27 protein-coding genes are annotated in these 24,687 nt (G+C 45.5%); 4 read left to right on the forward strand and 23 right to left on the reverse strand.

Annotation, left to right across the window (positions count from 1 at the left end):
• Positions 1–31: 31 nt before the first annotated feature.
• The 6 genes from HMPREF0083_RS29805 to HMPREF0083_RS15695 form a co-directional block, all read right to left on the reverse strand.
• Positions 32–163 carry a hypothetical protein gene (locus HMPREF0083_RS29805; protein ID WP_262360680.1) on the reverse strand — a complete coding sequence of 44 codons (132 nt, stop codon included), beginning with the start codon at positions 161–163 and terminating at the stop codon, positions 32–34.
• A gap of 98 nt (positions 164–261) precedes the next feature.
• Positions 262–513, reverse strand: a complete 252-nt coding sequence (cotE, locus tag HMPREF0083_RS15675) for an outer spore coat protein CotE (RefSeq protein WP_021622540.1) — start codon at positions 511–513, stop codon at positions 262–264.
• A gap of 302 nt (positions 514–815) precedes the next feature.
• A complete protein-coding gene (locus HMPREF0083_RS15680; RefSeq protein ID WP_051354685.1) occupies positions 816–1,283 on the reverse strand; it encodes a YlbF/YmcA family competence regulator in 468 nt (155 codons plus the stop codon).
• 5 nt (positions 1,284–1,288) lie between these two features.
• Complete coding sequence (gene miaB / locus HMPREF0083_RS15685; RefSeq protein WP_021622542.1) at positions 1,289–2,812, reverse strand: tRNA (N6-isopentenyl adenosine(37)-C2)-methylthiotransferase MiaB; 1,524 nt, start codon at positions 2,810–2,812, stop codon at positions 1,289–1,291.
• A 232-nt stretch (positions 2,813–3,044) separates the two neighbouring features.
• Positions 3,045–3,503 (reverse strand): chemotaxis protein CheX, encoded by a 459-nt coding sequence (locus HMPREF0083_RS15690; protein ID WP_021622544.1) that lies wholly within the window; start codon positions 3,501–3,503, stop codon positions 3,045–3,047.
• A 27-nt stretch (positions 3,504–3,530) separates the two neighbouring features.
• Positions 3,531–3,893 carry a response regulator gene (locus HMPREF0083_RS15695; protein ID WP_021622545.1) on the reverse strand — a complete coding sequence of 121 codons (363 nt, stop codon included), beginning with the start codon at positions 3,891–3,893 and terminating at the stop codon, positions 3,531–3,533.
• 258 nt (positions 3,894–4,151) lie between these two features.
• Here HMPREF0083_RS15695 and HMPREF0083_RS15700 point away from each other — a divergent pair, with 258 nt between their 5' ends.
• Positions 4,152–4,358: a hypothetical protein gene (locus HMPREF0083_RS15700; protein ID WP_021622547.1), complete on the forward strand. Its 207-nt coding sequence runs from the start codon at positions 4,152–4,154 to the stop codon at positions 4,356–4,358.
• Positions 4,359–4,402: 44 nt separating this feature from the next.
• Here the strand turns inward: HMPREF0083_RS15700 and mnmM are convergent, their stop codons facing one another.
• From mnmM to recA, 9 genes are all read right to left on the reverse strand, one after another.
• Positions 4,403–4,987: a tRNA 5-(aminomethyl)-2-thiouridylate-methyltransferase MnmM gene (mnmM, locus tag HMPREF0083_RS15705; protein ID WP_021622548.1), complete on the reverse strand. Its 585-nt coding sequence runs from the start codon at positions 4,985–4,987 to the stop codon at positions 4,403–4,405.
• A complete protein-coding gene (locus HMPREF0083_RS15710; RefSeq protein ID WP_040303041.1) occupies positions 4,984–5,724 on the reverse strand; it encodes an MBL fold metallo-hydrolase in 741 nt (246 codons plus the stop codon). Before HMPREF0083_RS15710 ends, mnmM begins: the two co-directional genes overlap by 4 nt.
• 110 nt (positions 5,725–5,834) lie before the next feature.
• On the reverse strand, positions 5,835–6,701 hold the full coding sequence (locus tag HMPREF0083_RS15715; RefSeq protein ID WP_021622550.1) for a 2-oxoacid:ferredoxin oxidoreductase subunit beta: 867 nt from the start codon (positions 6,699–6,701) through the stop codon (positions 5,835–5,837).
• 1 nt (position 6,702) lies between these two features.
• Positions 6,703–8,439 carry a 2-oxoacid:acceptor oxidoreductase subunit alpha gene (locus tag HMPREF0083_RS15720; RefSeq protein WP_040303095.1) on the reverse strand — a complete coding sequence of 579 codons (1,737 nt, stop codon included), beginning with the start codon at positions 8,437–8,439 and terminating at the stop codon, positions 6,703–6,705.
• A 330-nt stretch (positions 8,440–8,769) separates the two neighbouring features.
• A complete protein-coding gene (locus HMPREF0083_RS15725) occupies positions 8,770–9,030 on the reverse strand; it encodes a stage V sporulation protein S (protein ID WP_040303043.1) in 261 nt (86 codons plus the stop codon).
• 118 nt (positions 9,031–9,148) lie between these two features.
• Complete coding sequence (locus HMPREF0083_RS15730; protein WP_021622553.1) at positions 9,149–9,946, reverse strand: TIGR00282 family metallophosphoesterase; 798 nt, start codon at positions 9,944–9,946, stop codon at positions 9,149–9,151.
• 69 nt (positions 9,947–10,015) lie between these two features.
• Complete coding sequence (gene rny / locus HMPREF0083_RS15735) at positions 10,016–11,557, reverse strand: ribonuclease Y (RefSeq protein WP_040303045.1); 1,542 nt, start codon at positions 11,555–11,557, stop codon at positions 10,016–10,018.
• Positions 11,558–11,786: 229 nt separating this feature from the next.
• The gene (locus HMPREF0083_RS15740) at positions 11,787–12,452 is read right to left on the reverse strand and encodes a RecX family transcriptional regulator (RefSeq protein ID WP_051354683.1); all 666 of its coding nucleotides are present in this window, start codon (positions 12,450–12,452) and stop codon (positions 11,787–11,789) included.
• 231 nt (positions 12,453–12,683) lie between these two features.
• Entirely contained in the window at positions 12,684–13,739 is a 1,056-nt protein-coding gene (recA, locus tag HMPREF0083_RS15750; RefSeq protein WP_040303097.1) for a recombinase RecA, read from the reverse strand.
• 226 nt (positions 13,740–13,965) lie between these two features.
• On the opposite strand from recA, the gene HMPREF0083_RS15755 reads away from it, so the two are divergent.
• From HMPREF0083_RS15755 to bioA, 3 genes are read left to right on the forward strand one after another with little or no spacing between them, the layout of a single operon-like run.
• Entirely contained in the window at positions 13,966–14,556 is a 591-nt protein-coding gene (locus tag HMPREF0083_RS15755; RefSeq protein WP_081696096.1) for a biotin transporter BioY, read from the forward strand.
• Positions 14,553–15,326, forward strand: a complete 774-nt coding sequence (bioD, locus tag HMPREF0083_RS15760; protein ID WP_021622559.1) for a dethiobiotin synthase — start codon at positions 14,553–14,555, stop codon at positions 15,324–15,326. Before HMPREF0083_RS15755 ends, bioD begins: the two co-directional genes overlap by 4 nt.
• A gap of 2 nt (positions 15,327–15,328) precedes the next feature.
• Positions 15,329–16,714: an adenosylmethionine--8-amino-7-oxononanoate transaminase gene (gene bioA, locus HMPREF0083_RS15765; protein ID WP_040303048.1), complete on the forward strand. Its 1,386-nt coding sequence runs from the start codon at positions 15,329–15,331 to the stop codon at positions 16,712–16,714.
• Between the two features lie 103 nt (positions 16,715–16,817).
• Here bioA and HMPREF0083_RS15770 read toward each other — a convergent pair whose 3' ends face one another.
• From HMPREF0083_RS15770 to ymfI, 8 genes are all read right to left on the reverse strand, one after another.
• Positions 16,818–18,398, reverse strand: coding sequence for a DEAD/DEAH box helicase (locus HMPREF0083_RS15770; RefSeq protein WP_021622561.1), 1,581 nt, complete (start codon positions 18,396–18,398; stop codon positions 16,818–16,820).
• On the reverse strand, positions 18,399–19,643 hold the full coding sequence (locus tag HMPREF0083_RS15775; protein WP_021622562.1) for a competence/damage-inducible protein A: 1,245 nt from the start codon (positions 19,641–19,643) through the stop codon (positions 18,399–18,401).
• A 49-nt stretch (positions 19,644–19,692) separates the two neighbouring features.
• The gene (gene pgsA / locus HMPREF0083_RS15780; RefSeq protein WP_021622563.1) at positions 19,693–20,271 is read right to left on the reverse strand and encodes a CDP-diacylglycerol--glycerol-3-phosphate 3-phosphatidyltransferase; all 579 of its coding nucleotides are present in this window, start codon (positions 20,269–20,271) and stop codon (positions 19,693–19,695) included.
• Positions 20,272–21,612: a 30S ribosomal protein S12 methylthiotransferase RimO gene (gene rimO / locus HMPREF0083_RS15785; protein WP_021622564.1), complete on the reverse strand. Its 1,341-nt coding sequence runs from the start codon at positions 21,610–21,612 to the stop codon at positions 20,272–20,274.
• A 104-nt stretch (positions 21,613–21,716) separates the two neighbouring features.
• Positions 21,717–22,571: a helix-turn-helix domain-containing protein gene (locus HMPREF0083_RS26465; RefSeq protein ID WP_051354684.1), complete on the reverse strand. Its 855-nt coding sequence runs from the start codon at positions 22,569–22,571 to the stop codon at positions 21,717–21,719.
• A gap of 31 nt (positions 22,572–22,602) precedes the next feature.
• Positions 22,603–23,403 carry a DUF3388 domain-containing protein gene (locus HMPREF0083_RS15795; protein ID WP_021622566.1) on the reverse strand — a complete coding sequence of 267 codons (801 nt, stop codon included), beginning with the start codon at positions 23,401–23,403 and terminating at the stop codon, positions 22,603–22,605.
• A 153-nt stretch (positions 23,404–23,556) separates the two neighbouring features.
• Complete coding sequence (locus HMPREF0083_RS15800) at positions 23,557–23,811, reverse strand: DUF3243 domain-containing protein (RefSeq protein WP_040303050.1); 255 nt, start codon at positions 23,809–23,811, stop codon at positions 23,557–23,559.
• A gap of 122 nt (positions 23,812–23,933) precedes the next feature.
• Positions 23,934–24,668: an elongation factor P 5-aminopentanone reductase gene (gene ymfI / locus HMPREF0083_RS15805; protein WP_021622569.1), complete on the reverse strand. Its 735-nt coding sequence runs from the start codon at positions 24,666–24,668 to the stop codon at positions 23,934–23,936.
• Positions 24,669–24,687 lie beyond the last annotated feature (19 nt).

The following is a 24,687-nucleotide window of genomic DNA, read 5'->3' on the forward strand; positions in this document are numbered from 1 at the left end:
TCACCCTTTAATCCGAATGTAAAAAAGACCGTCATTCCGACGGTTCAATTATTTCTACTTCGACATCATCTCCGTATTTTTCTTTATGGAAAAGAATAATCTGTTCAATGAAGTATGCTGAGATCGGCTCCTTGCCATATTCGACGGTAAGAATTCGAATCATGAGCATCACCCGATACTATCTGTATGAAGCAGGACGCAGTAAAATATCTTGTACGCATTTCTGCCGCCTGTACTTATTTTTTGCAGTTCTTCTTGCAATTAGGATACGTTCATATCTGTGTTGTTGTTGTAGGAATACCAAATGTTGATTTCGTACGTTCCACTCACCTCGACTGTCTCGCCTACCTTGTCAGCCCGGTATGTGTGGTTAATTACCCAAGCTCCCAGGATAGTGACCGTTTTGTGGGATGGGGTAACGGTATGGGTGGCTTCGGAAAACTTGCGTCCTCGGCCACAAACGGCTTTGGTGACGATTTCCCGAGCCTGCTTCTCTTTATTTGTACTCGACATGTTGTTACCTCCTCCATACAACGTTTCCCTACATTTGTATGCAGGGCAATCATCACGGGTGCAACACAAAGTGCTACAAGCCGCCTATATCGCCCTGATCAGCACCACAACTGATAATCCATAAATATGCAGGGCAAGCGCCCGGGGTGCTTGGGTATAAAGTATAAGCATTGCAAGGGAACTTGCTTGCTTTCAAACAAAAACTTTCTTAATCCATAAAAAAAGACGAGAAACAAACGTTCCCGTCTTCTTAGTTTTTATCTTTTTTATTTTTCTATTGTGACCTTTTCGCCCGGTTCAGTTTAATGGCCGCAACCACTGCTTCCGCAGCCATTCACACCTTCAGGCTTTGCCTTCGGATATCCCGTCTCATTGTATAGCGGATCACCACCGGTAGAGACAATAATATTCTCGGATACTTTATTGGCGATAACACTTGTAACAATCTGCAGCAATTCATTAATATCCTGCTGCGTCTGTTTGAACTCAAGCACAATTGGAATCGAATCGAGTTCGTCCTGCAGCGTGTCGATTTCCTGTTCAAGCACCGGAATTTCCTCATAACGGCGACTGTGCTCTAGTTTAACAATTTGTTTCTGCTTTTGTTTAATTTTAGCGATTAATCCTTGCACCCGGGCATTGGCGCTGATTTTTTTCTCGGCCTGCTTAAAACGCTCTACTTCTTCTGAGTTCGCGATTAGCGTGGCCAGTTCTTTTGCCTGCCCCATAATGGACGAATAATCAAATGTACGTTCCTGCTTCTCTTCCATCAGCATTACACCTCTACTTTGGCTACCACTTCACCATATAATGTCCACGTTTGCGGCTCTATTATTTTAACATGAATCAGTTGGCCAACACAGTCCTCCGAACCTTTAAAATGCACAATTTTGTTCGTTCGTGTGCGTCCGGTCATCATCTCTGGATTATTTTTGCTTGGTCCCTCTACCAATAACTCAAGCACTTGCCCGCGTAACGCTTCATTCTTTTCACGTCCCAAGCGATTCACCAATGCAATCAATCTCTGCAGACGGTCCTTTTTCTCTTGCTCGGTCACATTGTCTTCCATGCTGGCAGCCGGTGTACCGTGACGTAGTGAATAGATGAACGTATAAGCGGAATCAAAGCCCACTTCTTCTACAAGCGACAGCGTTTCCTGGAATTGCTCCTCTGTCTCACCCGGGAAACCTACGATAATGTCCGTAGTCAACACAACATCAGGAATCGCTTTCTTGATCTTGCTCACTAATTCAAGATAGTGTTCACGTGTATACTTACGTGCCATTTTCTTAAGAACCTCGCTGCTTCCCGATTGCACCGGAAGATGGATATGCTCAACAAGGTTTCCTTTCTTTGCAAGCACTTCAATCAAGCGATCATCAAAGTCGCGTGGATGGCTCGTCGTAAAGCGGATACGCGGCACATCAATTTTCTGGATTTCATCCATCAAATCACCAAAGCCGTACTCTATATCTATAAAATCCTTACCGTATGCATTAACATTTTGACCAAGTAAGAAAATCTCTTTATATCCTTGACGTGCCAAATCACGCACCTCAGCGATAACATCCTCCGGACGACGGCTCCGCTCTTTACCACGTGTATACGGTACAATACAGTACGTACAGAACTTATCGCAGCCATACATAATGTTTACCCATGCACGCAGCCCTTCTTTTCGTACTTTCGGCACATTCTCAACCACGTCGCCCTCTTTCGACCATACTTCAACAACCATTTCTTTATTGAAGAACGCATCCCGCACTAATACAGGCAAACGATGAATGTTATGCGTACCAAAAATCAAATCGACATGCTGGTAGCTCTTAAGAATACGGTTAACAACCGCCTCTTCTTGCGACATGCAGCCGCATACCCCAAGAATGAGTTCCGGTTTTTCTTTTTTGAGATGCTTCAGGCGGCCTAGCTCGCCGAACACTTTGTCCTCTGCATTTTCACGAATGGCACATGTATTGAACAAAATAACATCTGCTTCTCTCTCATCTTCTGTTGCCTCAAAGCTCATCGCTTGCAACAAACCGGTAATCGTTTCGGTATCATGTTCATTCGCCTGACAACCATATGTTCGAATCAGGAACGTACGACCTTTACCCAGTTCGCGCAAATCATCAGCTATGCCTTCAAACTCATTGTATGCGATGCCGTTTTTCGTTCGCTTCTTGGCGTCTTTCATGCTTGGTGCCGTACCAACGAAGTATTGACTATAGTCCTTCTCCTTCTTCGGAGCGGATTTTAAGTCCACGGAAGAAGATGCGTTATTTTTTACTCCTTGTGTCATACAAACCTCCTGAAAAATAATAGTATAATACGATAAGAATTATACAAAACTGTAGCTTTAAAAACAAAGGAAAAGTCAACAAACCATTAAGTATAATATAAAATGGTGTTGTAAAAAAAGGAAGGCTTATTAATTTTATTTTAATTATACGCAGTATTTTAATACTATATATTCCATTCGCAAATACATCATACACCATGCCAAAAAAGCCGCCTGACCGGCGGCTCGTTTTCTATGCTTGCTGTGCACTGATATGCACCATAATTTCATTCTCTTCCACTTGAAACGGAATACTGATAAACCTATGTACGGAACGAAATTTGCTTTCACCTTCATTAATAATCGGCGGAGTGATGTTCACCTCATATCCGCTATTTATTAATTCCGTACAGCAAGCTGCTCCGACCCAATTCCCAAATTCGGAAAATGCGCTCCAGCCCATGTCATCGATTTCCTGTACTTCCATACCGCCAAACATTTTGCCGATAATGGCACAAACCGATTTCTGTGTCATACCAAGAATTAAATCTACCTTCAGCGTTCCTGTCATACCTACAATGACAGACACTTGCCCGGAAAATATCGGGTTCATCTGCATCGATGGCTTGCCCGGCATCACCTGCATGCCCAGATGATTTTCCAATACGCCACGCGTACCGGACAAAATCGCATTGATCTGATTTGCCTGCATACCTCCCCATCTCCCTACCTTATATTGTTACGCAAGAACTTTTTTGATGGCTTCAATTACCCGCTCTTCCTGAAACGGTTTAACGATAAAATCACGGGCACCAGCCTGAATCGCCTGTACAACCATGTTCTGCTGTCCCATAGCCGAACACATAATAATTTTTGCACTCGGGTCCATCTGGCGAATCGCCTTTACCGCTTCGATACCGTCCATCTCAGGCATAGTAATATCCATCGTAACAAGATCAGGGGAAACCTGCTTGTACTTCTCTACTGCTTCTGCACCGTTGGCTGCTTCATCTGCCACCGTATATCCATGCTTTGTCAAAAAGCCTTTAATCATCATTCGCATAAAAGATGCGTCATCTACTATCAAAATGCGTTTGCTCATCTTCTTTCCTCCTTGAGCCTTAGATTCCCACTATGTTTCCATAATGCCTATGTATCCCAATAATATGTTACTAGGCAATTATACCCAGTTATTTGAAATGTTTCAACCAAAAAAAATACAAATAAAAATCAAAGTTAAAAATTCGATATATGTTTTGCCCATGCCGCTTATTGGCTAAGCAATGAAAATATTAACACCCATGCGGCTTCTTCAGGCGGATATACTACATATACGCCCCGAAAAAACCTGGAGGTGACCATGATGCCAAATAACCATGACATTTTCCGCAACAAACGGGACTTTGCTCGTGCCGAATTTTCTACGGAGTTGTATAAGCCACCCGGAAAACCGCGCGCCCGGGAAGCACATACGCAAGCTCACCAATCAACTCCACATAATGCCGGCTTTAAAAACATCAAAGTACCTTTTCAGCAGAAAGCGGGTCTACCAGGAAACCGGGCATAAAATAAATGGGGGGCACGCACATACGTACCCCCCTTTGCTATGTATTATTTTTTCTCGACAGCCAAAATATAAGGTGGACGGTTATCTGGATTGATGTATTCATATTTCAGCACAAGATAATCACGGGTAGAAAGCGTTCGCATATAGCATTCTAATGCCTCCGCTTCTTGTTCTCCCCCCGCATGCCCTACATAAACAACAAGCAAAACCATGCCGCCTGATATAAGGCGTGAAAGTGCGGCCTGAACAGCTTCAAGTGTAGAATCGGCTTGTGTAATAATGTGTTTATCTGATCCGGGCAAATATCCCAAGTTGAAAATCGCAGCCTGAATCGGCTCATCGCTTTCGGCAATAGCTGTATGGGAAGCATGATGCAGTTCCACCCGATCGCTATATCCAGCGGAGCTTAGACGTGATTCTGTAGCCTGGATCGCCGAATTCTGCACATCATAGGCGTGCACCCGTCCTGTATCGCCGACCAGCTCTGCAAGAAATAATGTATCGTACCCATTGCCGGCGGTTGCATCAATGACCGTGTCGCCTGCTTTTACTCTCTCTGCTAATAATTGGTGTGCCATCTCTGTTATGCGTGGCAATCGAGCGGTTTTATGTGTATGTCCGGTACTCATAGCTCAATTACCTGTCCAATGTCTGCAAGCTGCCAGGTTCCGGTAAATCCACCAGTAGCCGCTTCTTTTTCATAAGCAGTGCGATCAATATCTGGTGACAGATGAGTAATCAAGAGCTGCTTAACTCCGAGGCGCTGTGCTGTTTGTGCTGCTTCCCGAGCTGACAAATGACCACGCTTCCCCTTAGGTAAATACGCTTCAATGAATGTGGCTTCGCAGATAAATAAATCACATCCGTCTGCAAATCCATACCAATTCGTTTCCGGTCCTGTATCGGCTCCGTATACGATCGTTCTCTTGCCATCTGTAATTTTCATCGCATAGCAAAGCAGAGGATGGTCCGTCCGCAGGAAAGAAAATTCAACGCCTGCAATCGTTAGCGTATCTTTTTCTTTAACTGTACGAAGTTGAGTATACTTTTGATAATTCATTTTTTTAGCCCAGTCTTGCGGTTCTGCTGGCCCAAATATTGGCATCGTCCCGCTTCGTTTTCTAAAAATTTCGGCCATCATAACACCATACTGTAGAATCGGCATGTCGCAAATATGGTCATGATGATAATGCGACAATACAACAGCCGTTAGCTCCTCGATATGAATGTGTTTCATCATCTGAGCATAAACACCGCTACCACAATCAATTAAAATCTTGCCTTGCGCGGTTTCCAATAAATAGCCGGGGGTTGCACCTCCCGGACCTGGAGTCGGTGATTGGTGCCCCAACACAGTAAGCTTCATATCTTTTCCTTCCTTTCGGTCGGTTTTCGTACATATAAATATAATAGCAGAAAGTTGGCCCACAAAAAAACACCGATTGCCATACAGCAATCGGTGTATCTATTGTTTGCTTACATAAATTCAGCCATAAGCTGTTGGAATTTCGCTTCTTCGATTGTCAGGTCTTGTTTTACAAGTCCTTCCTCTTTGAAGCCAGCAACCATGCTTTCATATGAATCACGGTCTTTGTTCTGGTAAATCAGACCGTTCACCAGACCATCTGTTTCCATCAGCACACGCATTGCCGCAATGCGGTCATGCGCATCATAGCCTTCCACATCGCTCAGATTCTTCACATGCTCTTTGAACCAGTCGTACGTATTTACTTTGTTAAATGTAACGCACGGGCTGAATACGTTGATAAGCGAGAATCCTTTATGTTTCAGACCTTGCTCGATTAGGCTGGTCATGCCTTTCAAATCGCTGGACATCGTCTGCGCCACGAAAGTTGCACCAGCTGCAAGCGCCAGCTCAAGCGGCTTCATGGACGGTTCAATGGAACCTTTCGGTGTAGACTTTGTTACAAAGCCTTCAGCCGAACGCGGAGATGTTTGCCCTTTTGTCAGGCCGTAAATTTGGTTGTCCATAACAATATATGTGATATCCATGTTGCGACGAATCGCATGGATGGTATGACTCATGCCAATTGCAAAACCGTCTCCGTCACCGCCAGATGCGATAACTGTTAGTTCACGGTTTGCCATTTTCAGACCTTGCGCAATCGGAAGCGAACGTCCGTGAATACCGTGTACACCATATGCATTAATGTAACCGGAGATACGACCGGAACATCCAATACCGGAGACAACGGCGAGATTTTCAGGTTCAAGCCCTACGCTTGCTGCGGCGCGCTGAATCGCTGCCTGTACAGAGAAGTCGCCGCATCCTGGACACCAGTTTGGTTTAACACTATTGCGGAAATCCTTAAATGTTGCCATCTTACAACAGCTCCTTGCATTTATTGTAGATTTCGCCAGGGAGGAATGGATTACCATCATATTTCAGAACACTGTTGATTTTCTCGGCCATTCCTACGTGCAGTTTGAGCTGGTCCGTCAATTGACCTGTTGCATTGTGCTCGATAACGACTACTTTTTTCGCTTTTTCCATCAGTTCCTTCATTTCGTCTGCAGGGAATGGATGAATCAAACGAACATGAGCCTGATTTACTTTCACGCCTTCAGCAGCAAGACGCTCTTTTGCTTCAGAAATCGCACCACGAATACCGCCCATAGCTACAACAAGCAGATCCGCTTCTTCATGCGGAGCATCTTTGTATACCGGCGTATCCACTTTCAAATTATCAAGCTTACGCAGACGCTTATCCATTTGTTTCACGCGGATAACCGGGTCCTCTGTTGGACGTCCCGTATCTGTATGCTCAACGCCTGTCACGTGATGAATTCCATGTTTTTGTCCCGGAATAACACGTGGCGAGATGCCATCTTCCGTTACTTCATAGCGCTTAAACATTTCGCCTTCAGTTTCTGGAAGCTCCTGTCCGCCCATATATTTACCGCGGCGGATTTCTACGCGGCTCTGATCAAGCGGTTCTACTGTTTGCTTACCAAGAGATAGCTGTAAGTCTGTCAACAAGATGACAGGGACTTGGTACTCTTCCGCAATATTGAATGCTTCTACTGCATCATAAAATGCTTCTTCTGCCGTACTTGGTGCCAGTACCACTTTCGGAATTTCACCATGTGTATTATAAATCATTGCGTTTACGTCAGATTGCTCTTGTTTTGTCGGCATCCCCGTGGACGGACCACCACGCTGTGTATTAACAACAACGAGCGGTGTTTCTGTAATACCCGCAAGCCCAATCGCTTCAGCCATCAGAGAAAGACCAGGACCTGCCGAAGCAGTCAATGTACGAACGCCACCATAGTTGGCACCAATAGCCATCGTTACAGCAGCAATTTCATCCTCGGTCTGAATCACGGTGCCACCGAATTCAGGCAGCTTCTTAACCAGATATTCCATTACTTCGGAAGCCGGAGTAATAGGATAAGCCGGCATGAAGCGGCAACCTGCGGCAAGTGCTCCCATTGCGATAGCATCGTTTCCGATCATGAACATGCGTTTCTTGCCATCTGCGGCTTCTAAACGCAAGTCTTCAATCGGACCGCCTGCTTCTTTATTTACATACTCGGCACCGCGTGCGATTGCCTCCATATTTTTCTCAACCACTTTTTGGCCTTTCTTACCAAACAGCTCTTCCACCACTTCTGCGAAGGATTCAGCCGGCAGGCCTAAAAGAGCACTGGAAGCACCAATCGCTACCATGTTTTTCATAAGAGACGTTCCGAGTTCCTCGGCAATCTCAGTAAAAGGTACAGAGAATAGACGAACGTCCGCTCCCTCAGGTGCTTTCGGATTGAACTTGGCATCTCCAATGATAACGCCGCCTTTACGAAGCTCCGGGCTGTTCACATCGATTGTCTCTTGGTCAAATGCCACAAGAATATCGAGGTTGTCCGAAATTCCGCCCAGCGGCTTTGTGCTTACACGAATCTTATTATTCGTATGCCCACCTTTAATACGGGAAGAAAAATGGCGATAACCATACAAGTAATACCCGAGGCGATTCAACGCAATCGCGAAAATCTCGCCCGTACTGTCAATCCCTTCACCTTGCTGTCCTCCAACTTTCCAGGAAAGTTGACTAATCATGAACTCCACCCCTTCAAAGACGATAGATTGCTCGTTCTTTTCAGCTGAAAAGTGTACCATTTCTTAAACAGATACACCACAGTTTTGAGCCCTCTTCCATTTGTCAGGTCACCTACTATATATGTATCTATTTAAAAAATATGAACAAATTGTGTACTTCAAACTTTATTCATTGTAGTCCTCTCTACTATAAAAAGCAACCCTTCACCCAACATTTCTTAAATAAAATTACCGCTCCTCGACATGTCCGAAAAAAACGCAGAAAAAAAGCCTGCTTATTCGCAAGGAATAAACAGGCACAGCTGATGAAAGTTCAATGTGGCTCTTCAATTATCGAGGTTCAACAATCAACTTAATTGCAGTTCGTTCTTCGCCCTCAATAAGAATATCCGTGAAGGCAGGGATACAAATAAGATCAACACCACTAGGTGCTACGAACCCTCGTGCAATCGCTACTGCTTTAATTGCTTGGTTAAGTGCGCCCGCACCGATGGCTTGAAGCTCAGCTGCGCCGCGTTCCCTCAGAACGCCGGCCAGGGCACCAGCGACAGAATTGGGATTGGATTTTGCTGAAACCTTTAATACCTCCATCTCAAGTACCTCCTTAGATAGATTGATAATTACCACAATTACTCTATTCGGCGAAGGTACAATTCATTCCTGTTCAATGGAATTTTAACAGAAAAACGGGCTGGAAATTCTAAAATAATTACTCCATGAATGGATGATCTTCATCAATAATAATGCGCTGAATAGAGTTGGCACGTCCGGTGTTTTTTTCCATATCAATTATTACCCCGTTTAATTGCGGTTTAAGCATGGCAACTTCGAAACGAACAGGCAATCCGGTTAAAAATTTTTTCAAAACCGCTTCACGATCCATTCCTAGAATACTATCGCGCGGACCGACCATACCGACATCTGATAAGTAGGCTGTTCCACCGGGCAGAATTCGCTCATCTGCGGTCTGTACATGCGTATGGGTGCCAACCACGGCACTCACTTTTCCATTAAGAAACCATCCCATAGCCTGCTTCTCCGAGGTTGCTTCCGCATGCATATCAACAAAGATATATGGCGTACGTTTCTTTACCTGTTCAACAATTTTTTCTACCGTGCGAAACGGGCAATCCGACGGAGGTAAAAATGTTCGTCCTTGCAGGTTAATAACAGCTAACTCACCACCAAGCGTTGCCTTTACGAACGTATATCCTCTTCCCGGTGTTCCTTCAGGAAAATTTGCGGGACGCACCATACGAGGTTCATTATCAATAAAGTCAAACACTTCTTTGTTATCAAATGAATGGTTGCCGAGGGTGATCGCCCCTGCACCCCACTCGAAAAACTCATTCGCAATTTTTTGGGTAATTCCCCGTCCAGATGCTGCATTTTCTCCGTTCACTACTGTAACATGTGGATTGTACTTCTTCTTAAGGCGTGGCAGCATTTCCTTAAGCATGTCCCGACCAGGTGATCCCACCACGTCACCAATAAATAAAAGTCTCATATGCCTAGCTCCTTTCTCATTCAAAGCAAACAAAAGCTTCTGCCGATCACTCGGAGAAGCTTTTGTGTTTTATTTTGCATATTCAACTGCCCGCGTCTCTCGTATAACGGTGACTTTAATATGTCCCGGGTAGTCGAGCTCGCTTTCGATTTTCTTCGTAATATCGCGTGCCAGGCGATGCGCTTCCAAATCATCAACTTGGTCCGGCTTCACCATAATCCGGATTTCACGACCTGCCTGGATTGCGTACGATTTCTCAACGCCATCGAATGATTCGGAGATCTCCTCCAGTTTTTCCAGACGGCGGATGTACGTTTCCAACGTTTCACGGCGCGCTCCTGGACGTGCAGCGGATAATGCATCAGCTGCAGCCACCAGCATTGCGATAACCGATGTTGGTTCACAGTCTCCATGATGTGAGGCAATTCCGTTGATAACAATTGGATGCTCTTTATATTTTTTCGCTAATTCTACCCCAATTTCAACATGTGAGCCTTCAACTTCATGGTCGATCGCCTTGCCGATATCATGCAAAAGACCTGCACGTTTTGCAAGCATCTGATCTTCGCCCAACTCTGCGGCCATTAATCCGCATAGATGCGATACTTCAATAGAATGCTTCAGCACGTTTTGTCCGTAACTCGTACGGTACTTCAAGCGACCAAGAATTTTGATGAGATCGGGATGCAGTCCATGAATTCCTGTCTCAAACGTAGCCTGCTCGCCATATTCACGGATGCGTTCATCCACTTCACGACGCGCTTTCTCAACCATTTCTTCAATGCGCGCAGGATGGATACGACCATCTGCCACAAGCTTCTCCAGTGCGGTTCGTGCGATTTCACGACGAACGGGATCAAAACCGGATAAAATGACGGCTTCTGGAGTATCATCAATAATTAAATCGATACCAGTAAGTGTCTCCAGAGCACGGATATTACGACCTTCACGACCAATAATCCGTCCTTTCATTTCGTCATTCGGCAACGAAACAACAGATACGGTCGTTTCGGCCACATGGTCCGCGGCACAGCGTTGAATGGCCGTAGTAATAATGTGGCGGGCTTTCTTCTCCGCTTCTTCCTTCGCCTGCTGTTCGATGTCTTTTGCCAGCATGGCAGCCTCATGGCGCGCTTCATCTTCTACTTGCTGCAGAATAATACCGCGTGCCTCTTCGCGTGTCAGACTCGAAATCCGTTCCAATTCAGTTACTTGAGCTTGCATAAGTTCTTCCGTTTTCGCATACATTTGATTAATTGCCTGCTCACGGCGCTCAAGCTCTGTTTCTTTACGCTCGTACATTTCTGTCTTCCGGTCAAGCGATTCCTCTTTTTGCAGTACGCGTTTCTCAAGGCGCTGAATCTCGTTTCGTCTCTCGCGTAATTCCTTCTCGGCATCCGTTCGTAGCTTATGCACTTCGTCTTTCGCCTCAAGCACTTTTTCTTTCTTTAGTGCTTCCGCTTCTTTCTCAGCTTTGTCTACAATTTGACGTGCGGCTTCTTCCGCGCTTGAAATTTTCGCCTCGGCCAATGATTTACGAACAAAATAACCAATTACCGCTCCGACCACCAGAGATGCAAGTGCAATGAGAATTACAGGTACTAAGTTCATCTTTCTGTCACCTCCTTGCATCTGAGGTCTTTCTTCACTTTTTTCCCTTTTTTTAAGAACTATCAGGTTTAGTTAAAAAACGAGATCGAACACTCGATCTCTCCTATGCAAAACCTATTCGTATACTCTCATCGAGGCTAGCGAAAAGATAGAGGACCACGATAAAGAAAGAATATACAAGTCCATTTTGCCATCATACCGCAGGAATGTCAAGAATGGGCAATTCGTATTACACTCCCTCATCCAGCTTATCATTTTTGAGTTTTTCGAGCGTTTTTTTGATGATATCATGCGAAAAACCTTTTCGTTGCAGAAAAGGTCCCACTTTATTCCGCATCCCCTGGAAAGAATCAAAATGCTGGTGTGCGTATTTTTTACGTGCAAGTACTAGGCAGGCTGCCTCCTCATCCCCTTGTTCGATCCCTGCAAGCGCGGCTTCAATATCATCTGGGTCAATGCCCCTTGCCTGAAGCTCCTGACGCAACAAGTGTCTGCCTCGTGGCTTTAGTCGGAGCCTTTCTTCCACCCACAAACGGGCATATTCCTTGTCATCAATATATTTCCGTTCAATAAATCCTGTAACGGCCTCCTCGGCAGCGAGAATTGGAAAACCTTTTGCCAACAAATATTTTCGTACTTCTTCTGCTGTACGCGGCCTGTGACTAATATAATTCAGCCCGTATTGAACCGCCCGGTTTTTCTCTTCCGCTTCGAGCAATTCTTTCATATCCGCCTCATCAAGTTCACACCCTTTACTCAGTCTATATTTAATTAGCACGTCTTCATGAATGGCGAAAGCATACTCACCATTAAGATATACATTGATGCGATGCTTATTTTTTTTCTGGCGCTCCAAACGTGTAATCATGCTCGGATTACGATTTTCTTCACCCAACTGCCATCCCTCCCGTATACATATCAAGGTTGATTCTATTATAAAAAAACTTGCGAACGTTGTCGGTCTTCTTCACCCGTCGTTTCATGCGCTCCATATAGGATAAAAAATAGATGCTGCTTTTCTTCTTTACAATGGCATTTACTTTCTTATCCATTAAAAAAGAAAGTTCACCAGCCTTGTCATAAGCCGGCAAACTTTCTTTATCATCAACACGTGACAGAAAGGCGTTTATTCAAAATCCAGCACAAACTCTTCGTCCTTGTTATCCTGATCAGCCGGTGGCAAAGACACTGTCTGATCCAGATTGTAATGTTCACGGATTTTCAATTCAATCGCGTGCGCGATATCCGGGTTTTCTTTAAGAAATTGCTTGGAGTTCTCACGGCCTTGTCCAAGGCGCTCCTCGTTATAAGAATACCATGCACCACTCTTGTTCACGATATCAAGCTCTGTACCGATATCCAGCAGGCTTCCTTCGCGGGAAATACCTTCACCGTACATAATGTCCACTTCAGAAATTTTAAATGGAGGCGCCACTTTATTCTTCACGACTTTAATCTTTGTGCGATTTCCTACCATGTCATTTCCTTGCTTCAGCGTCTCAACGCGACGCACATCAAGCCGAACGCTGGAGTAAAACTTCAGTGCCCGTCCGCCCGGTGTAGTTTCCGGATTTCCGAACATAACGCCAACCTTTTCGCGAAGCTGGTTGATGAAAATAGCAATGGTTTTAGATTTGTTAATAGCGCCTGCAAGCTTTCGTAAAGCTTGGGACATCAAACGTGCCTGCAAACCAACGTGCGAATCACCCATCTCTCCTTCAATCTCTGCTTTTGGAACAAGGGCAGCTACCGAGTCGACAACAATAATGTCAATCGCACCAGAGCGCACCAGCGCTTCCGCAATTTCAAGTGCTTGTTCACCCGTATCAGGCTGGGATAACAGCAGCTCGTCAATATTAACACCAAGCTTCCCCGCATATACCGGATCAAGTGCATGCTCTGCATCAATAAACGCAGCGGTGCCTCCTGTCTTTTGCACTTCAGCAATTGCGTGCAATGCTACCGTCGTCTTACCTGAAGATTCAGGACCGTAAATTTCGATAATCCGTCCACGTGGGTATCCTCCGATACCAAGTGCGATATCAAGCGCAATGGATCCGCTAGATACAGTAGATACCTGCTGTGTCGCGGCCATTTCTCCCAGTTTCATTACGGAACCCTTACCAAATTGTTTCTCGATTTGGCGCAGGGCCATATCTAAAGCAGCTTTGCGATCGGACAAAGCCATCGCTCCCTTCATTTATATTCATAATCAACCATTGTTGTTTAAGTATCTCTTCGACGTATTTTATTGTACCTCTTTTTTTGTCGTTTGCCAAGCATTTTTTACGAACATTTATTCGCTTTTGTTTTTATTTTACATTTTTTTACACATAATTGTCAACCATAACTATTTTAAAGTTGACAATAAAACCTCATTCCTTTTACTCTGGAACAAAGGAGGAATGATGATGAAACAAAAAACGGCAGCACCGACTATCGGGCTAATTCTGGCCGCTATGTTCGCTTCGCTTACCGCAATTGGTGCCTTTATTAAGGTTCCGGTCCCTTTTGTTCCATTTACGCTGCAAATCCTATTCGTCTACTTTGCAGGATCGCTGCTTGGCAGTCGGGTAGGCGCACTAAGCCAACTCGTCTACCTCATCGTAGGTCTTGTAGGAGTACCCGTATTTACGGAAGGTGGAGGCATCGGCTATGTACTAAAACCCACATTCGGCTATCTGGTAGGCTTTGTTCTAGCCAGCTATGCCATTGGTCGGCTTATCGAACGAACAGAAAATCCGACATGGAGCGATTTCGTTATTGCTCATTTTACCGGCTTGCTGCTTGTATACGGGGCGGGCACCGTATATCTATATGTTGCAATGAACGTACTTATCGGCAAAGCATTTACAGTCTGGCAAACATTTCTGTACGGATTTCTGCTTGCTGTACCGGGTGATATCGTTCTCTGTCTTATCGCTTCTGTCATCGCGGTAAAAGTACATAAACAAATTTACCCATTAAAACATCGGTTACGAGGAGAGATAAAAGCATGAAACAAGGACACGCTTTGTTTGTTACGGGAACGGATACAGGCATCGGTAAAACGATGATTACCGCTTGCTTGACCGCACTCCTTGCCAGATGCGAATACGATGCGGTTCCTTACAAACCGATACAGAGCGGCGGTATTCGCATGGGCGACACACTTATTGCTGAAGATGTAGCATTCTATCAATCCATTCATCCATTGCCGTATGGACAAGATGAGCTTTGCACCTATTGTATGGAACCCGCCGTGTCGCCGCATCTGGCAGCACAGCAAACCAAAGTATTCATTGATCCGGACTGTATTGCCCGCCAGCTTCAGATTTTACGTAAAAATCATGATTTTGTAGTCGTCGAAGGGGCAGGGGGATTAGCTGTTCCCCTATACGAAAGCGAACAGGGCATATATATGACAGACGATTTGATTACACATCTGCATCTTCCCCTGCTGCTTGTTACCCATCCTGGGCTCGGCACAATCAACCATACGGTGTTAACAGTAAAATACGCACAAGCACACGGTATCCCTATCCTCGGATTCATCGTGAACTACATGCCACAACAGCCGAACAGCATGGAACGGGACAATGTGCGTATGATAAGCGAGTTAACCGGTCTGCCTGTGCTCGGCTCTTTTCCGCAGATTACTGATACTGCACCGGAAGCACTTCGGATGCAGCTGGATGAATTACGCACACACATTAACCTTGCGCTGCTCCTTGAACGCTTAGAACAGGCGGAAGCAGAACTTTTGCAAATAAAACGTATGGAGGAATGAAAATGACTGTATCGATTCGCGATCTGGAAGCATGGGATAAAGAGTACGTATGGCACCCTTTTACACAAATGAAAGCGTACCGCCGGGAGAAGCCGCTAATTATCGAACATGGCGAGGGAAGCTATCTGTATGATATTGAGGGAAAAAAATATCTTGACGGCTATTCTTCTCTCTGGGTTAATATACACGGCCACAATCATCCGGAACTTAATGCGGCCCTTGCTGAACAGGCAGGCAAAATCGCACACTCAACATTGCTCGGAGCCGCTAATGTTCCATCTGTACTGCTAGCCAAAAAACTGGTGGATAGCACACCAACGAACTTGACGAAGGTTTTTTATTCCGATTCCGGTTCCACCTCTGTAGAAATCGCCTTAAAAATGGCTTATCAGTACTGGCAACTGAAAGATCCGGTACGCTTCGCCGGAAAGAAAAACACATTCATTTCATTGCGTGAAGCATATCACGGTGATACGATCGGTTCGGTCAGCGTAGGGGGCATGGAAACGTTCCATCACATTTTCCATCCCCTCCTTTTTAAGCGGCTGGAAACCCCCGCACCGTATACGTACCGCTTGACGGAGAACAACGACGAAGAAGCATGTAAAGCAATGTGCCTTGATTCGCTCGAAGCAATACTAATGGAGTCGCACGATGAAGTGGCTGGCCTAATTATCGAACCGCTCGTACAAGGAGCCGCGGGAATGATTACTGCACCAGCCGGCTTTCTGCGCGGTGTTCGCGAATTATGTACCCGCTATAATGTATTGATGATTGCCGATGAAGTAGCTGTAGGTTTCGGGCGAACAGGCACGTTATTCGCTTGTGAACAGGAACAAGTCGAACCGGATTTTCTCTGTATAGCAAAAGGGCTTACAGCCGGATATTTACCGCTGGCCGCAACGCTCACTACAGAGGAAATATTCGAAGCTTTCCTCGGTGAACCGGAGGAGTTGCGCACATTCTTCCATGGTCATACATACACAGGAAACCAGCTCGCCTGTGCAGTAGCACTCAAAAATATTGAACTCATTGAACGTGAAGGTCTGCTGGCCACCCTACCAAATAAAATTGAGTTTCTTGCACAAAAGCTTCTGCTGTTCCGTGAATTGCCTCATGTAGGAGATGTGCGGCAGCAAGGGATGATGATAGGCATTGAACTCGTACAGGACAAAGCAAGCAAAAAAACATTTCCTGCGCAAATGCAGGTGGAACATCAAGTTATTCTGCACGCGCGCATGAATGGAGCGATTATTCGCCCCTTAGGCCCGGTGATCGTATTGATGCCCATTCTATCAATGAGTATGGAAGAGTTGGGACAATTGATTGATATTACATACGAAGCGATCTCAGCTGTTACTTCACAAGCATACGCTTTACAAAAATAATCACTGGCACATCCATTACTTGTATACAGATATACAGACATCAAAAAAGCCCTTCCACTTGTTCAAAAAGCGGAAGGGCTCTTCTTTTCGTGTCTACAATAAATTAACGCTTAGAACGCGGCTTGGCAGGCTCGATGTTGACCCTTTTTCCCTTAATGCGGGAATGCCGGAGCGATTCATATACGAACGGGGCAATCTCCTGGTCTACTTCAATAAACGTGAAATTCTCAAAAATATCGATACGGCCAATCGTCTTACTGGAGGTACCAACCAATTCGGAGATTTCTTTCACTAAATCCGGTGGACGTACATCAAGACTGCGGCCAATGTTCATGAAGAAGCGAACTTTGCCTTTGGATGCGCCTGTATCACCAAAGTCATACATTTCTTCCTCAGCAGAAGAAATAGAAGGTGCAAATGCAAGCGAGAGAGCCGCAGCCGTCACTTTCTCCAGCGGATATTCTTCTTTAAGCTGTGTCACCACTTCCAGGAATGGCGTCATGTCTTCGTCACCTTCCACCAAAGCAATCAACTGCTCTTTCCAGATGCTCTGCTGGCGTTCCATTACTTCTTCAATGGACGGAACATTACGTGACTCAAGGGAGGTTTTAGAGATTTTCTCAATGGTACGCAATTGTTTCATTTCACGAGGTGTTACAAGCGTCATCGCGATTCCTTTACGACCGGCACGCCCTGTTCGACCGATGCGGTGCACATAACTTTCCGGATCCTGAGGGATATCATAGTTCACTACGTGAGAAACATTACCTACATCGATACCGCGTGCAGCTACATCAGTAGCAACAAGTAATTCAATTGATGAGTCGCGGAACGATTGCATGACTTTATCGCGTTGAGCTTGACTTAAATCTCCATGCAGCCCACTTGCGAGATAGCCGCGCTCTTGCAGTGCTTCGGTTAGCTCGTCCACCCCACGTTTTGTGCGGCAGAATACGATACCTAGTTCAATTTCCTCGCTATCAAGGATTCGGCACAAGCTTTCAAGCTTGCTACGTTCAAATACTTTATAGTATACCTGCTCGATTGTTGGTGCAGTTACTTCCTTACGGCTAATCGCGACTGTTTCTGGATTGTTCATATACTTACGGGACAGGCGCATAATTTCCTGTGGCATCGTTGCGGAGAAGAGAAGGGTCTGACGTTCGGTCGACGTTTCTTTGATAATAGCCTCGATGTCTTCCTGAAAGCCCATGTCAAGCATTTCGTCTGCCTCATCAAGCACCAGCATGCTCACTTGATCAAGACGAAGCGTTTTGCGGCGCAGGTGATCAAGCACCCGGCCCGGTGTGCCAATAACGACCTGCACACCTTGTTTTAACGCACGAATCTGGTGGCCGATAGACTGGCCGCCATATATAGGCAGTGTACGTACACGTTTGTATTTAGCTATTTTACGTAATTCACCTGACACTTGAATCGCGAGTTCACGTGTCGGCGTAAGCACAATTGCTTGTACAACATTACGGTTTGTTATTTTTTCAATCAGCGGAAGACCGAACGCAGCCGTTTTGCCTGTTCCAGTCTGTGCCTGACCAACCAAGTCACCGCCTTCAAGAATTTTCGGAATACATTGTTCCTGAATCGGTGACGGCTCCTCGAAGCCCATATCATGAATGGCTTGTTGGATTGTTTTATGCAAAGCAAAATCAGAGAAATGTGCCATTTAAAAACCACCTTTTTTTATTCGTTCAAGCATCGTAAAAATTGCATGTTTTGCTGCACGGGACTGAATAGCGCTCCGCTGTCCCGATAGGCGAAATGTCTTAACTTGTGTCTGTGTGCCATCCGCTACTCCGATATAGACCAGACCTACAGGCTTATCTTCTGAAGCAACAGGTCCGGCTTCACCTGTAATGGATACACCATATGTACTACCAAGCCGCAGGCGAACTTCCTCTGCCAGTATATGGGCGGTTTCCTCACTCACTGCACCTGCCTGTGTCAATATATCCTTGGGAACAGCCAGCAAATGGTGCTTCACATCATTCGTATAACAAACAATGGAACCTTTTAACATTGCAGAGCTTCCCGGAACAGAGGTTACCATATGGCTCACCAATCCCCCAGTAATGCTTTCAGCAAACGCTACTGTCTTTTTCTGCCCAATCAATTCCCGTACCAGCACAGATTCAAGCGAATCATCATCATACCCATAAATAAATTCGCCCACACGCCCTTCAATCTTCTGCTCAATAACCTGAATCATCTCTTCAGCTTCCGATATATGTTTTGCTTTCGCAGTAAGGCGCAGCGTTACTTCGCCTTCTTTCGCCAACGGTGCAATTGTCGGATTGGATTGTGCGTCAATCAAGTCCATTAATTCTTCTTCAAGCGCCGACTCTCCAATACCGAAGAAACGCAGAACTTTTGAGTGTACAACATACTGATCACTAATAAGTGAGAGCAAGTGCGGCAAGCCATATGTGGTAAACATCGGATATAGCTCGCGCGGCGGTCCAGGCAGCATCATAAGATATTTGCCTTTGTGCTCGATAACCATACCAGGTGCCATGCCATGATCATTCGGCAATACCTTGCTTCCCTCAACTACTAATGCCTGCTTACGATTATTTTCCGTCATTTTAATACCACGACGATCAAAGTAAGCAACAATGTGATCCAATGCCGTTTCATCGTGTACAAGCGGCCGATGAACCGCCCGGGCGACCGTTTCTTTCGTCAAATCATCCTTCGTAGGCCCGAGCCCTCCAGAGAAAATAATCAGGTCCGAGCGCGTAAACGCTTCTTCGATTAGCCGATAGAGACGATCCGCATTGTCGCCCACCACAGTATGGTAATACACTCCAATACCAACTTCGGCAAGCTTTTGCGAAAGAAACTGTGCGTTCGTGTTAGCGATTTGCCCAAGCAACAGTTCCGTTCCCACCGCAATAATCTCTGCTTTCATAAGCAAACTCCTTCCAAATAAGTCACCCACCAAATATGATGGATGAACACTAAGCAAGCGGAATGACCTTTTTGTTCTTCAGAAAGTATTCTACACCGGAGACAATGGTCATAATGACTGCAGCCCATACCATAATTGTTGCAAAAGGGAAGTGCCATGTTTCAAACGGGAAATTCTGCAGGATTAATGCAGCAACGGCTACAATCTGTAGCACGGTTTTCCATTTCCCCAGCTTGCTTGCGGCAATAACCAGACCTTCCGCAGCCGCTACCAGACGTAATCCGGTCACAGCAAACTCGCGACTGATAATCACTACCGCTACCCAGGCATCCAGGCGCTGCATCTCCACAAGCGAAATCAACACAGCGGAGATAAGTAGCTTATCTGCCAACGGATCGAGAAATTTGCCCAAATTGGTCACCATCTTGCGTGAACGGGCAATATATCCATCTAGGCCGTCTGTTATGGCGGCAATAATGAAGACGATTGCAGCAATACATTCGCTATATGTAATATGAACGCCCCCGACTTTAAACGATCCGAGATTATCAAACTGGACGAGCAGAAAAATCATAACCACTGGCACGAGGAAAATTCGTGCCAGCGTAATCCGGTTGGCTAGGTTCAACTACATAACCTCCCCCGCAAGGTCAAAATCGTATGAATGAGTAATGTGTACGGAAACAATCTGCCCTAATTCTCCCCTATATCCGGTTACGAAGACTTCACCGTCAATTTCCCCTGCATCATATTGGGAACGCCCGATGTATACATCATTTTTGCCATCGTAGCCTTCAATAAGAACCGGAACCACTTTTCCGACGAATCGGCCGTTACGTTCGTTCGCAACCTCACGCTGTACCTCCATAAGCTCGTTGGCACGGCGTTCAATCACATCCTGCGGAATTTGATCGTTTAACCGTGCCGCCGCGGTATCCTCTTCTTGAGAATAGGTGAATACGCCGAGGCGATCAAACTGGACTTCGCGCAAAAATGCTTTAAGATTTTGGAACTCTTCTTCCGTCTCCCCGGGAAATCCGACAATAATCGAAGTCCGAAGCGCAACATCCGGTACAGCTTCGCGAATTTTAGCAATAAGCTCACGCGTATCACGCTGACGCCCAGGACGCAACATACGTTTTAGTACACGATCTTCGCTGTGCTGCAGCGGCATGTCCACATACTTACACACTTTTGGATTAGAAGCAAACTCTTCAATCAGTTCGTCCGTAAAGTATCCAGGGTACGCATAATGAAGGCGAATCCATTCGATACCTTCCACTTTGGATACTTCATGCAAAAGCTTATGCAACACGCGCTCGCCGTAAATATCGAAACCATAGTTGGTCGAATCCTGAGCAATTAAGTTGACTTCTTTAACGCCCTGTGCCGCCAGCTCCTTCGCTTCGGCCACAATTGACTCAATTGTACGGCTACGAAAGGCCCCGCGCAATTGGGGAATAATACAGAAGGTACACTTATTGTCGCATCCTTCTGCAATTTTGATATAAGCAGAATACGTTCCTTTCTCTACTTTACGCCGTGCAACGTTCTCATAAGAGAATGCCGGATTACCAACAAAAATCGGTTTTTTGCCAGCCAATGAATCTTCGATAATCTGATTGATTTTATCAAAATCGCCAGTTCCGACAATGCCGTCAATTTCCGGCATCTCCTCCATAAGCACTTCTTTATAGCGCTGAGTCAGGCATCCTGCTACGATAAGAGACTTGAGATTGCCGCTTTCTTTCAAATCAGCTACTTCTAAAATTGTATTCACCGATTCCTCTTTCGCAGCATCAATAAAGCCGCAAGTATTAACGATTACAACATCGGCCTCCTGCGGATTATCTATGAGAATGTAGCCTCGTTCATCGATAAGTTGTGACATAATATCTGAGTCGACGACGTTTTTCTCGCACCCGAGCGTTATGATCGCTACTTTCTCTGCTGTTGCTGTCTTATCCACTCTGTTTCCTCCGTCCAGTAGACAAAAGTGTCTAATTTTCCACTTATCAGTATAATATACTGAAAAAAAGGTGTCAAAAGAAAAGCCCCTGAAAATCCAGGGACTTACTTACGCACAATCTTAATTCGTTGTGAACCACTTGTCTGCTTCGCTGTCGATGTATCGATCGCCTGCCCATTCACCAGGACTTCTACATCACGTGCCCGTACAATACGCAGCAGCGCTTCATTGCCTTGGTCCTGCGGCACTTCGAACGTCACGCTTTGCCCCTCTTTGAGCGTTTGCTGACCAATGGTGCCTTTTTCACCAGTAATATCCATCCAATGGTCGCCGGATTTAGCCGTAACTTTAACTGTAATTTTGTCTGCTCCTGTTAATTCAAAGTTCATTGTCGAGCCAGTTTTCGGCAGCTGGGAAACTTTGCCTGAGGCAGCAGGCTGCTGAGCCGGTTGCTGGGCTGGTTGCTGTTTTGTATCCGGAGTTTCCGGCGGTGGAACAATAATATCTTTTTTCTGTTCTTTTGATACATTCTCTTTTGGTACTGGCGGTACAGGCTGTTCCTTGTTTTTTGAAAAATAGTATATAGATGCCCATACGACTCCGATGACAAGAATGGCAAACAGGTACAGAAGAATTCTTGATACCCATTTACTTCCGTCGCCTTTCTCCTTGCTTGCCTGTCGATTCTGTCTAAGCGGTGGCGGCGCTTCTTCCACCTTCGGAGGCTCTGGCAATTCGGAAGCATATTGGCTAATCAGCTCATCTGCATCTAATCCAACGGCCTCCGCATAGCTTTTTATAAAAGCTCGTACATAAAATTGGCCGGGAAGCACTTCAAAATTCCCGTTCTCAATCGCTTCCAGGTAACGTCGTTGTATTTTTGTTACCTCCTGTATTTCAGCAAGCGACTTTCCTTTCTCCTGTCTGGCTTTTCGTAACACTTCTGCGAGCTCAGACAAATCATCCACCTCCTGCCCTCTCCGGTTTTATTCATGGAATGTCAAATCCGGAGAATCCTGTTTCTACGTTTTCGTATGTAATTTCTTCATCGGGATGGTTACGCAACTCAATAACATAGTCAAAGTCTGCTATATCATATTCCGTCTCCCGTACAAAAATATCAGGGTGCTCAATCACTTTCGTATATGGCATACGCAAAATCTCTCGCATCAACATGGCATGCCGCTCGGTACTGCGCATTGTAGAAACAATGCCGTCAATCAGGTATACATGCTGCTTTCCGTTCATTTCTTCTACGGTCAGCTGATTCCGTACAGTTTGACGTAGCAGTGTAGAGGAAATGAATGTCCAGCGCTTATTGGCGGATACGCAGGCAGCGACGGTAGATTCAGTCTTGCCGACGCGTGGCATTCCGCGAATACCGATTAGCTGGTTACCTTCCCGCTTAAAGATTTCGGCCATAAAATCGACCAAAACCCCGATTTCTTCACGCACAAAACGAAAGGTTTTTTTGTCTTCCGCATCCCGTTCAATATAACGGCCATGACGCACCGCAAGCAAATCTAGTATTGTAGGCTGGCGCAACTTGCGCAGCGTTATATTATCAACTTTCTCTAATATACTGCCCAATAATTCGATTTTCTTTGCATCATCAGTTTGAATCAACATGCCACGGCGGCGATTAATCGTTCCATTCAGGGATTCCACTCCGTTGATCGTAACGATGTTAATGGCTAGCATTCCAAGGATGGAAGCGACATCTCCCAATAGTCCGGGCCGATTTTTATGAATTTCGTATTCAAGATACCAATCTTGCTTCTCTGTTTCCATCTTGAGTATAACGCCCTTTCCCCGCTTGATTCTTCCATAACGACACTATTCTACACTAAAAAATGAAATTCTTCCAACATAAAAAACGCGTTTGTATAAAAAAACACGAAAAAAGGAAAAATCCCCTCCAAGCAAGAGGGGAAGAACAAAAGGTTACTGTTTTTTGTTCTGTACAAAATTAACCATGGCACCCGCCATAGCTTGGCGTTGTTCTTCGTTACCAGCATCCCAAAGCTCTTTCAGGAGGCGCTCCTGTTCATTTTTAGGATCTACATGATTGGATAGATAGTTACCGATTTGATATGCCATATTTTCCATCGTTTCTTGCTCCATACCGCTGCTCGCCGCCTGCGCTACACGGCTTGCTAAGAATGATTTCCAATCTTGAAAGTTTTCCAGGACTGACATGTCGTATTCCTCCTTCATGATCATGTGAAGGGCATTCTGCCTTCTACGTTTAACATGCATCACTCAGAGGCGTTTTATGCATATATGTCTAACCGTTCACTACCTGTCCTTATTTTGCTTCGTTAGCAGTACCAAGCCCCATTCGGGCTAATAATCTGTCCATTGATATATCCAGCTTCATCACTAACAAGAAACGCAGCCAAAGCAGCAATTTCCTCAGGTGTTCCCATACGACCGGCAGGAATATCTTCGACTATTGCATGTAGTTCGTCATCGTTAAATGAATTCGTCATCATATCGGTACGAATCAATCCGGGTGCAATGCAATTTACTGTAATTCCAGAAGGTGCTACCTCCTTGGCCAGCGCCTTCGTAAAGGAGATGACCGCCCCTTTTGCGGTTGAGTATAATACCTCATAACTGGCGCCGGTCATCCCCCAAATAGACGATACTGTAATAATGCGTCCAAAGCGCTGACGTACCATATGAGAAAGCGCAAGCCGGGTGCAGAAAAATGGTGCCCGTACATGGATATTCATAATTTTCTCCCATTCTTCCGCAGTTACATCCTGAATCATGCCATAGGCATCCACCCCTGCGCTAAGCACAAGCACGTCCGGCGCCTGCGGCAATTGGCTGTACAAGCTCTCCGCTCCGTCGGCAGCAGCCAGGTCGGCCCTTGCAAGTGATACAATTACCCCTTCCAATCGGCATTGCTCCGCCAGTCGCTCCGCTTCCTGTGCCGAAGCATGATAATGCAGTGTCAAATCATATCCGTTCCTGGCAAGCTTCAAGGCAATAGCGGCTCCAATGCCTCGGCTTGCGCCGGTTATGCAGGCATACTTATGCTGTTTCAACCTCTCCCTCTCCCGTCTA

This window comes from Aneurinibacillus aneurinilyticus ATCC 12856 (assembly GCF_000466385.1).
Taxonomy (GTDB): Bacteria; Bacillota; Bacilli; order Aneurinibacillales; family Aneurinibacillaceae; genus Aneurinibacillus; species Aneurinibacillus aneurinilyticus.

Coding starts and splice junctions, on each gene's coding strand:
- HMPREF0083_RS29805 (WP_262360680.1), bottom strand. CDS start 163: ATGATTCGAATTCTTACCGTCGAATATGGCAAGGAGCCGATCTCAGCA.
- cotE (WP_021622540.1), bottom strand. CDS start 513: ATGTCGAGTACAAATAAAGAGAAGCAGGCTCGGGAAATCGTCACCAAA.
- HMPREF0083_RS15680 (WP_051354685.1), bottom strand. CDS start 1,283: ATGGAAGAGAAGCAGGAACGTACATTTGATTATTCGTCCATTATGGGG.
- miaB (WP_021622542.1), bottom strand. CDS start 2,812: ATGACACAAGGAGTAAAAAATAACGCATCTTCTTCCGTGGACTTAAAA.
- HMPREF0083_RS15690 (WP_021622544.1), bottom strand. CDS start 3,503: ATGCAGGCAAATCAGATCAATGCGATTTTGTCCGGTACGCGTGGCGTA.
- HMPREF0083_RS15695 (WP_021622545.1), bottom strand. CDS start 3,893: ATGAGCAAACGCATTTTGATAGTAGATGACGCATCTTTTATGCGAATG.
- HMPREF0083_RS15700 (WP_021622547.1), top strand. CDS start 4,152: ATGATGCCAAATAACCATGACATTTTCCGCAACAAACGGGACTTTGCT.
- mnmM (WP_021622548.1), bottom strand. CDS start 4,987: ATGAGTACCGGACATACACATAAAACCGCTCGATTGCCACGCATAACA.
- HMPREF0083_RS15710 (WP_040303041.1), bottom strand. CDS start 5,724: ATGAAGCTTACTGTGTTGGGGCACCAATCACCGACTCCAGGTCCGGGA.
- HMPREF0083_RS15715 (WP_021622550.1), bottom strand. CDS start 6,701: ATGGCAACATTTAAGGATTTCCGCAATAGTGTTAAACCAAACTGGTGT.
- HMPREF0083_RS15720 (WP_040303095.1), bottom strand. CDS start 8,439: ATGATTAGTCAACTTTCCTGGAAAGTTGGAGGACAGCAAGGTGAAGGG.
- HMPREF0083_RS15725 (WP_040303043.1), bottom strand. CDS start 9,030: ATGGAGGTATTAAAGGTTTCAGCAAAATCCAATCCCAATTCTGTCGCT.
- HMPREF0083_RS15730 (WP_021622553.1), bottom strand. CDS start 9,946: ATGAGACTTTTATTTATTGGTGACGTGGTGGGATCACCTGGTCGGGAC.
- rny (WP_040303045.1), bottom strand. CDS start 11,557: ATGAACTTAGTACCTGTAATTCTCATTGCACTTGCATCTCTGGTGGTC.
- HMPREF0083_RS15755 (WP_081696096.1), top strand. CDS start 13,966: ATGATGAAACAAAAAACGGCAGCACCGACTATCGGGCTAATTCTGGCC.
- bioD (WP_021622559.1), top strand. CDS start 14,553: ATGAAACAAGGACACGCTTTGTTTGTTACGGGAACGGATACAGGCATC.
- bioA (WP_040303048.1), top strand. CDS start 15,329: ATGACTGTATCGATTCGCGATCTGGAAGCATGGGATAAAGAGTACGTA.
- HMPREF0083_RS15770 (WP_021622561.1), bottom strand. CDS start 18,398: ATGGCACATTTCTCTGATTTTGCTTTGCATAAAACAATCCAACAAGCC.
- HMPREF0083_RS15775 (WP_021622562.1), bottom strand. CDS start 19,643: ATGAAAGCAGAGATTATTGCGGTGGGAACGGAACTGTTGCTTGGGCAA.
- HMPREF0083_RS15795 (WP_021622566.1), bottom strand. CDS start 23,403: ATGGAAACAGAGAAGCAAGATTGGTATCTTGAATACGAAATTCATAAA.
- HMPREF0083_RS15800 (WP_040303050.1), bottom strand. CDS start 23,811: ATGTCAGTCCTGGAAAACTTTCAAGATTGGAAATCATTCTTAGCAAGC.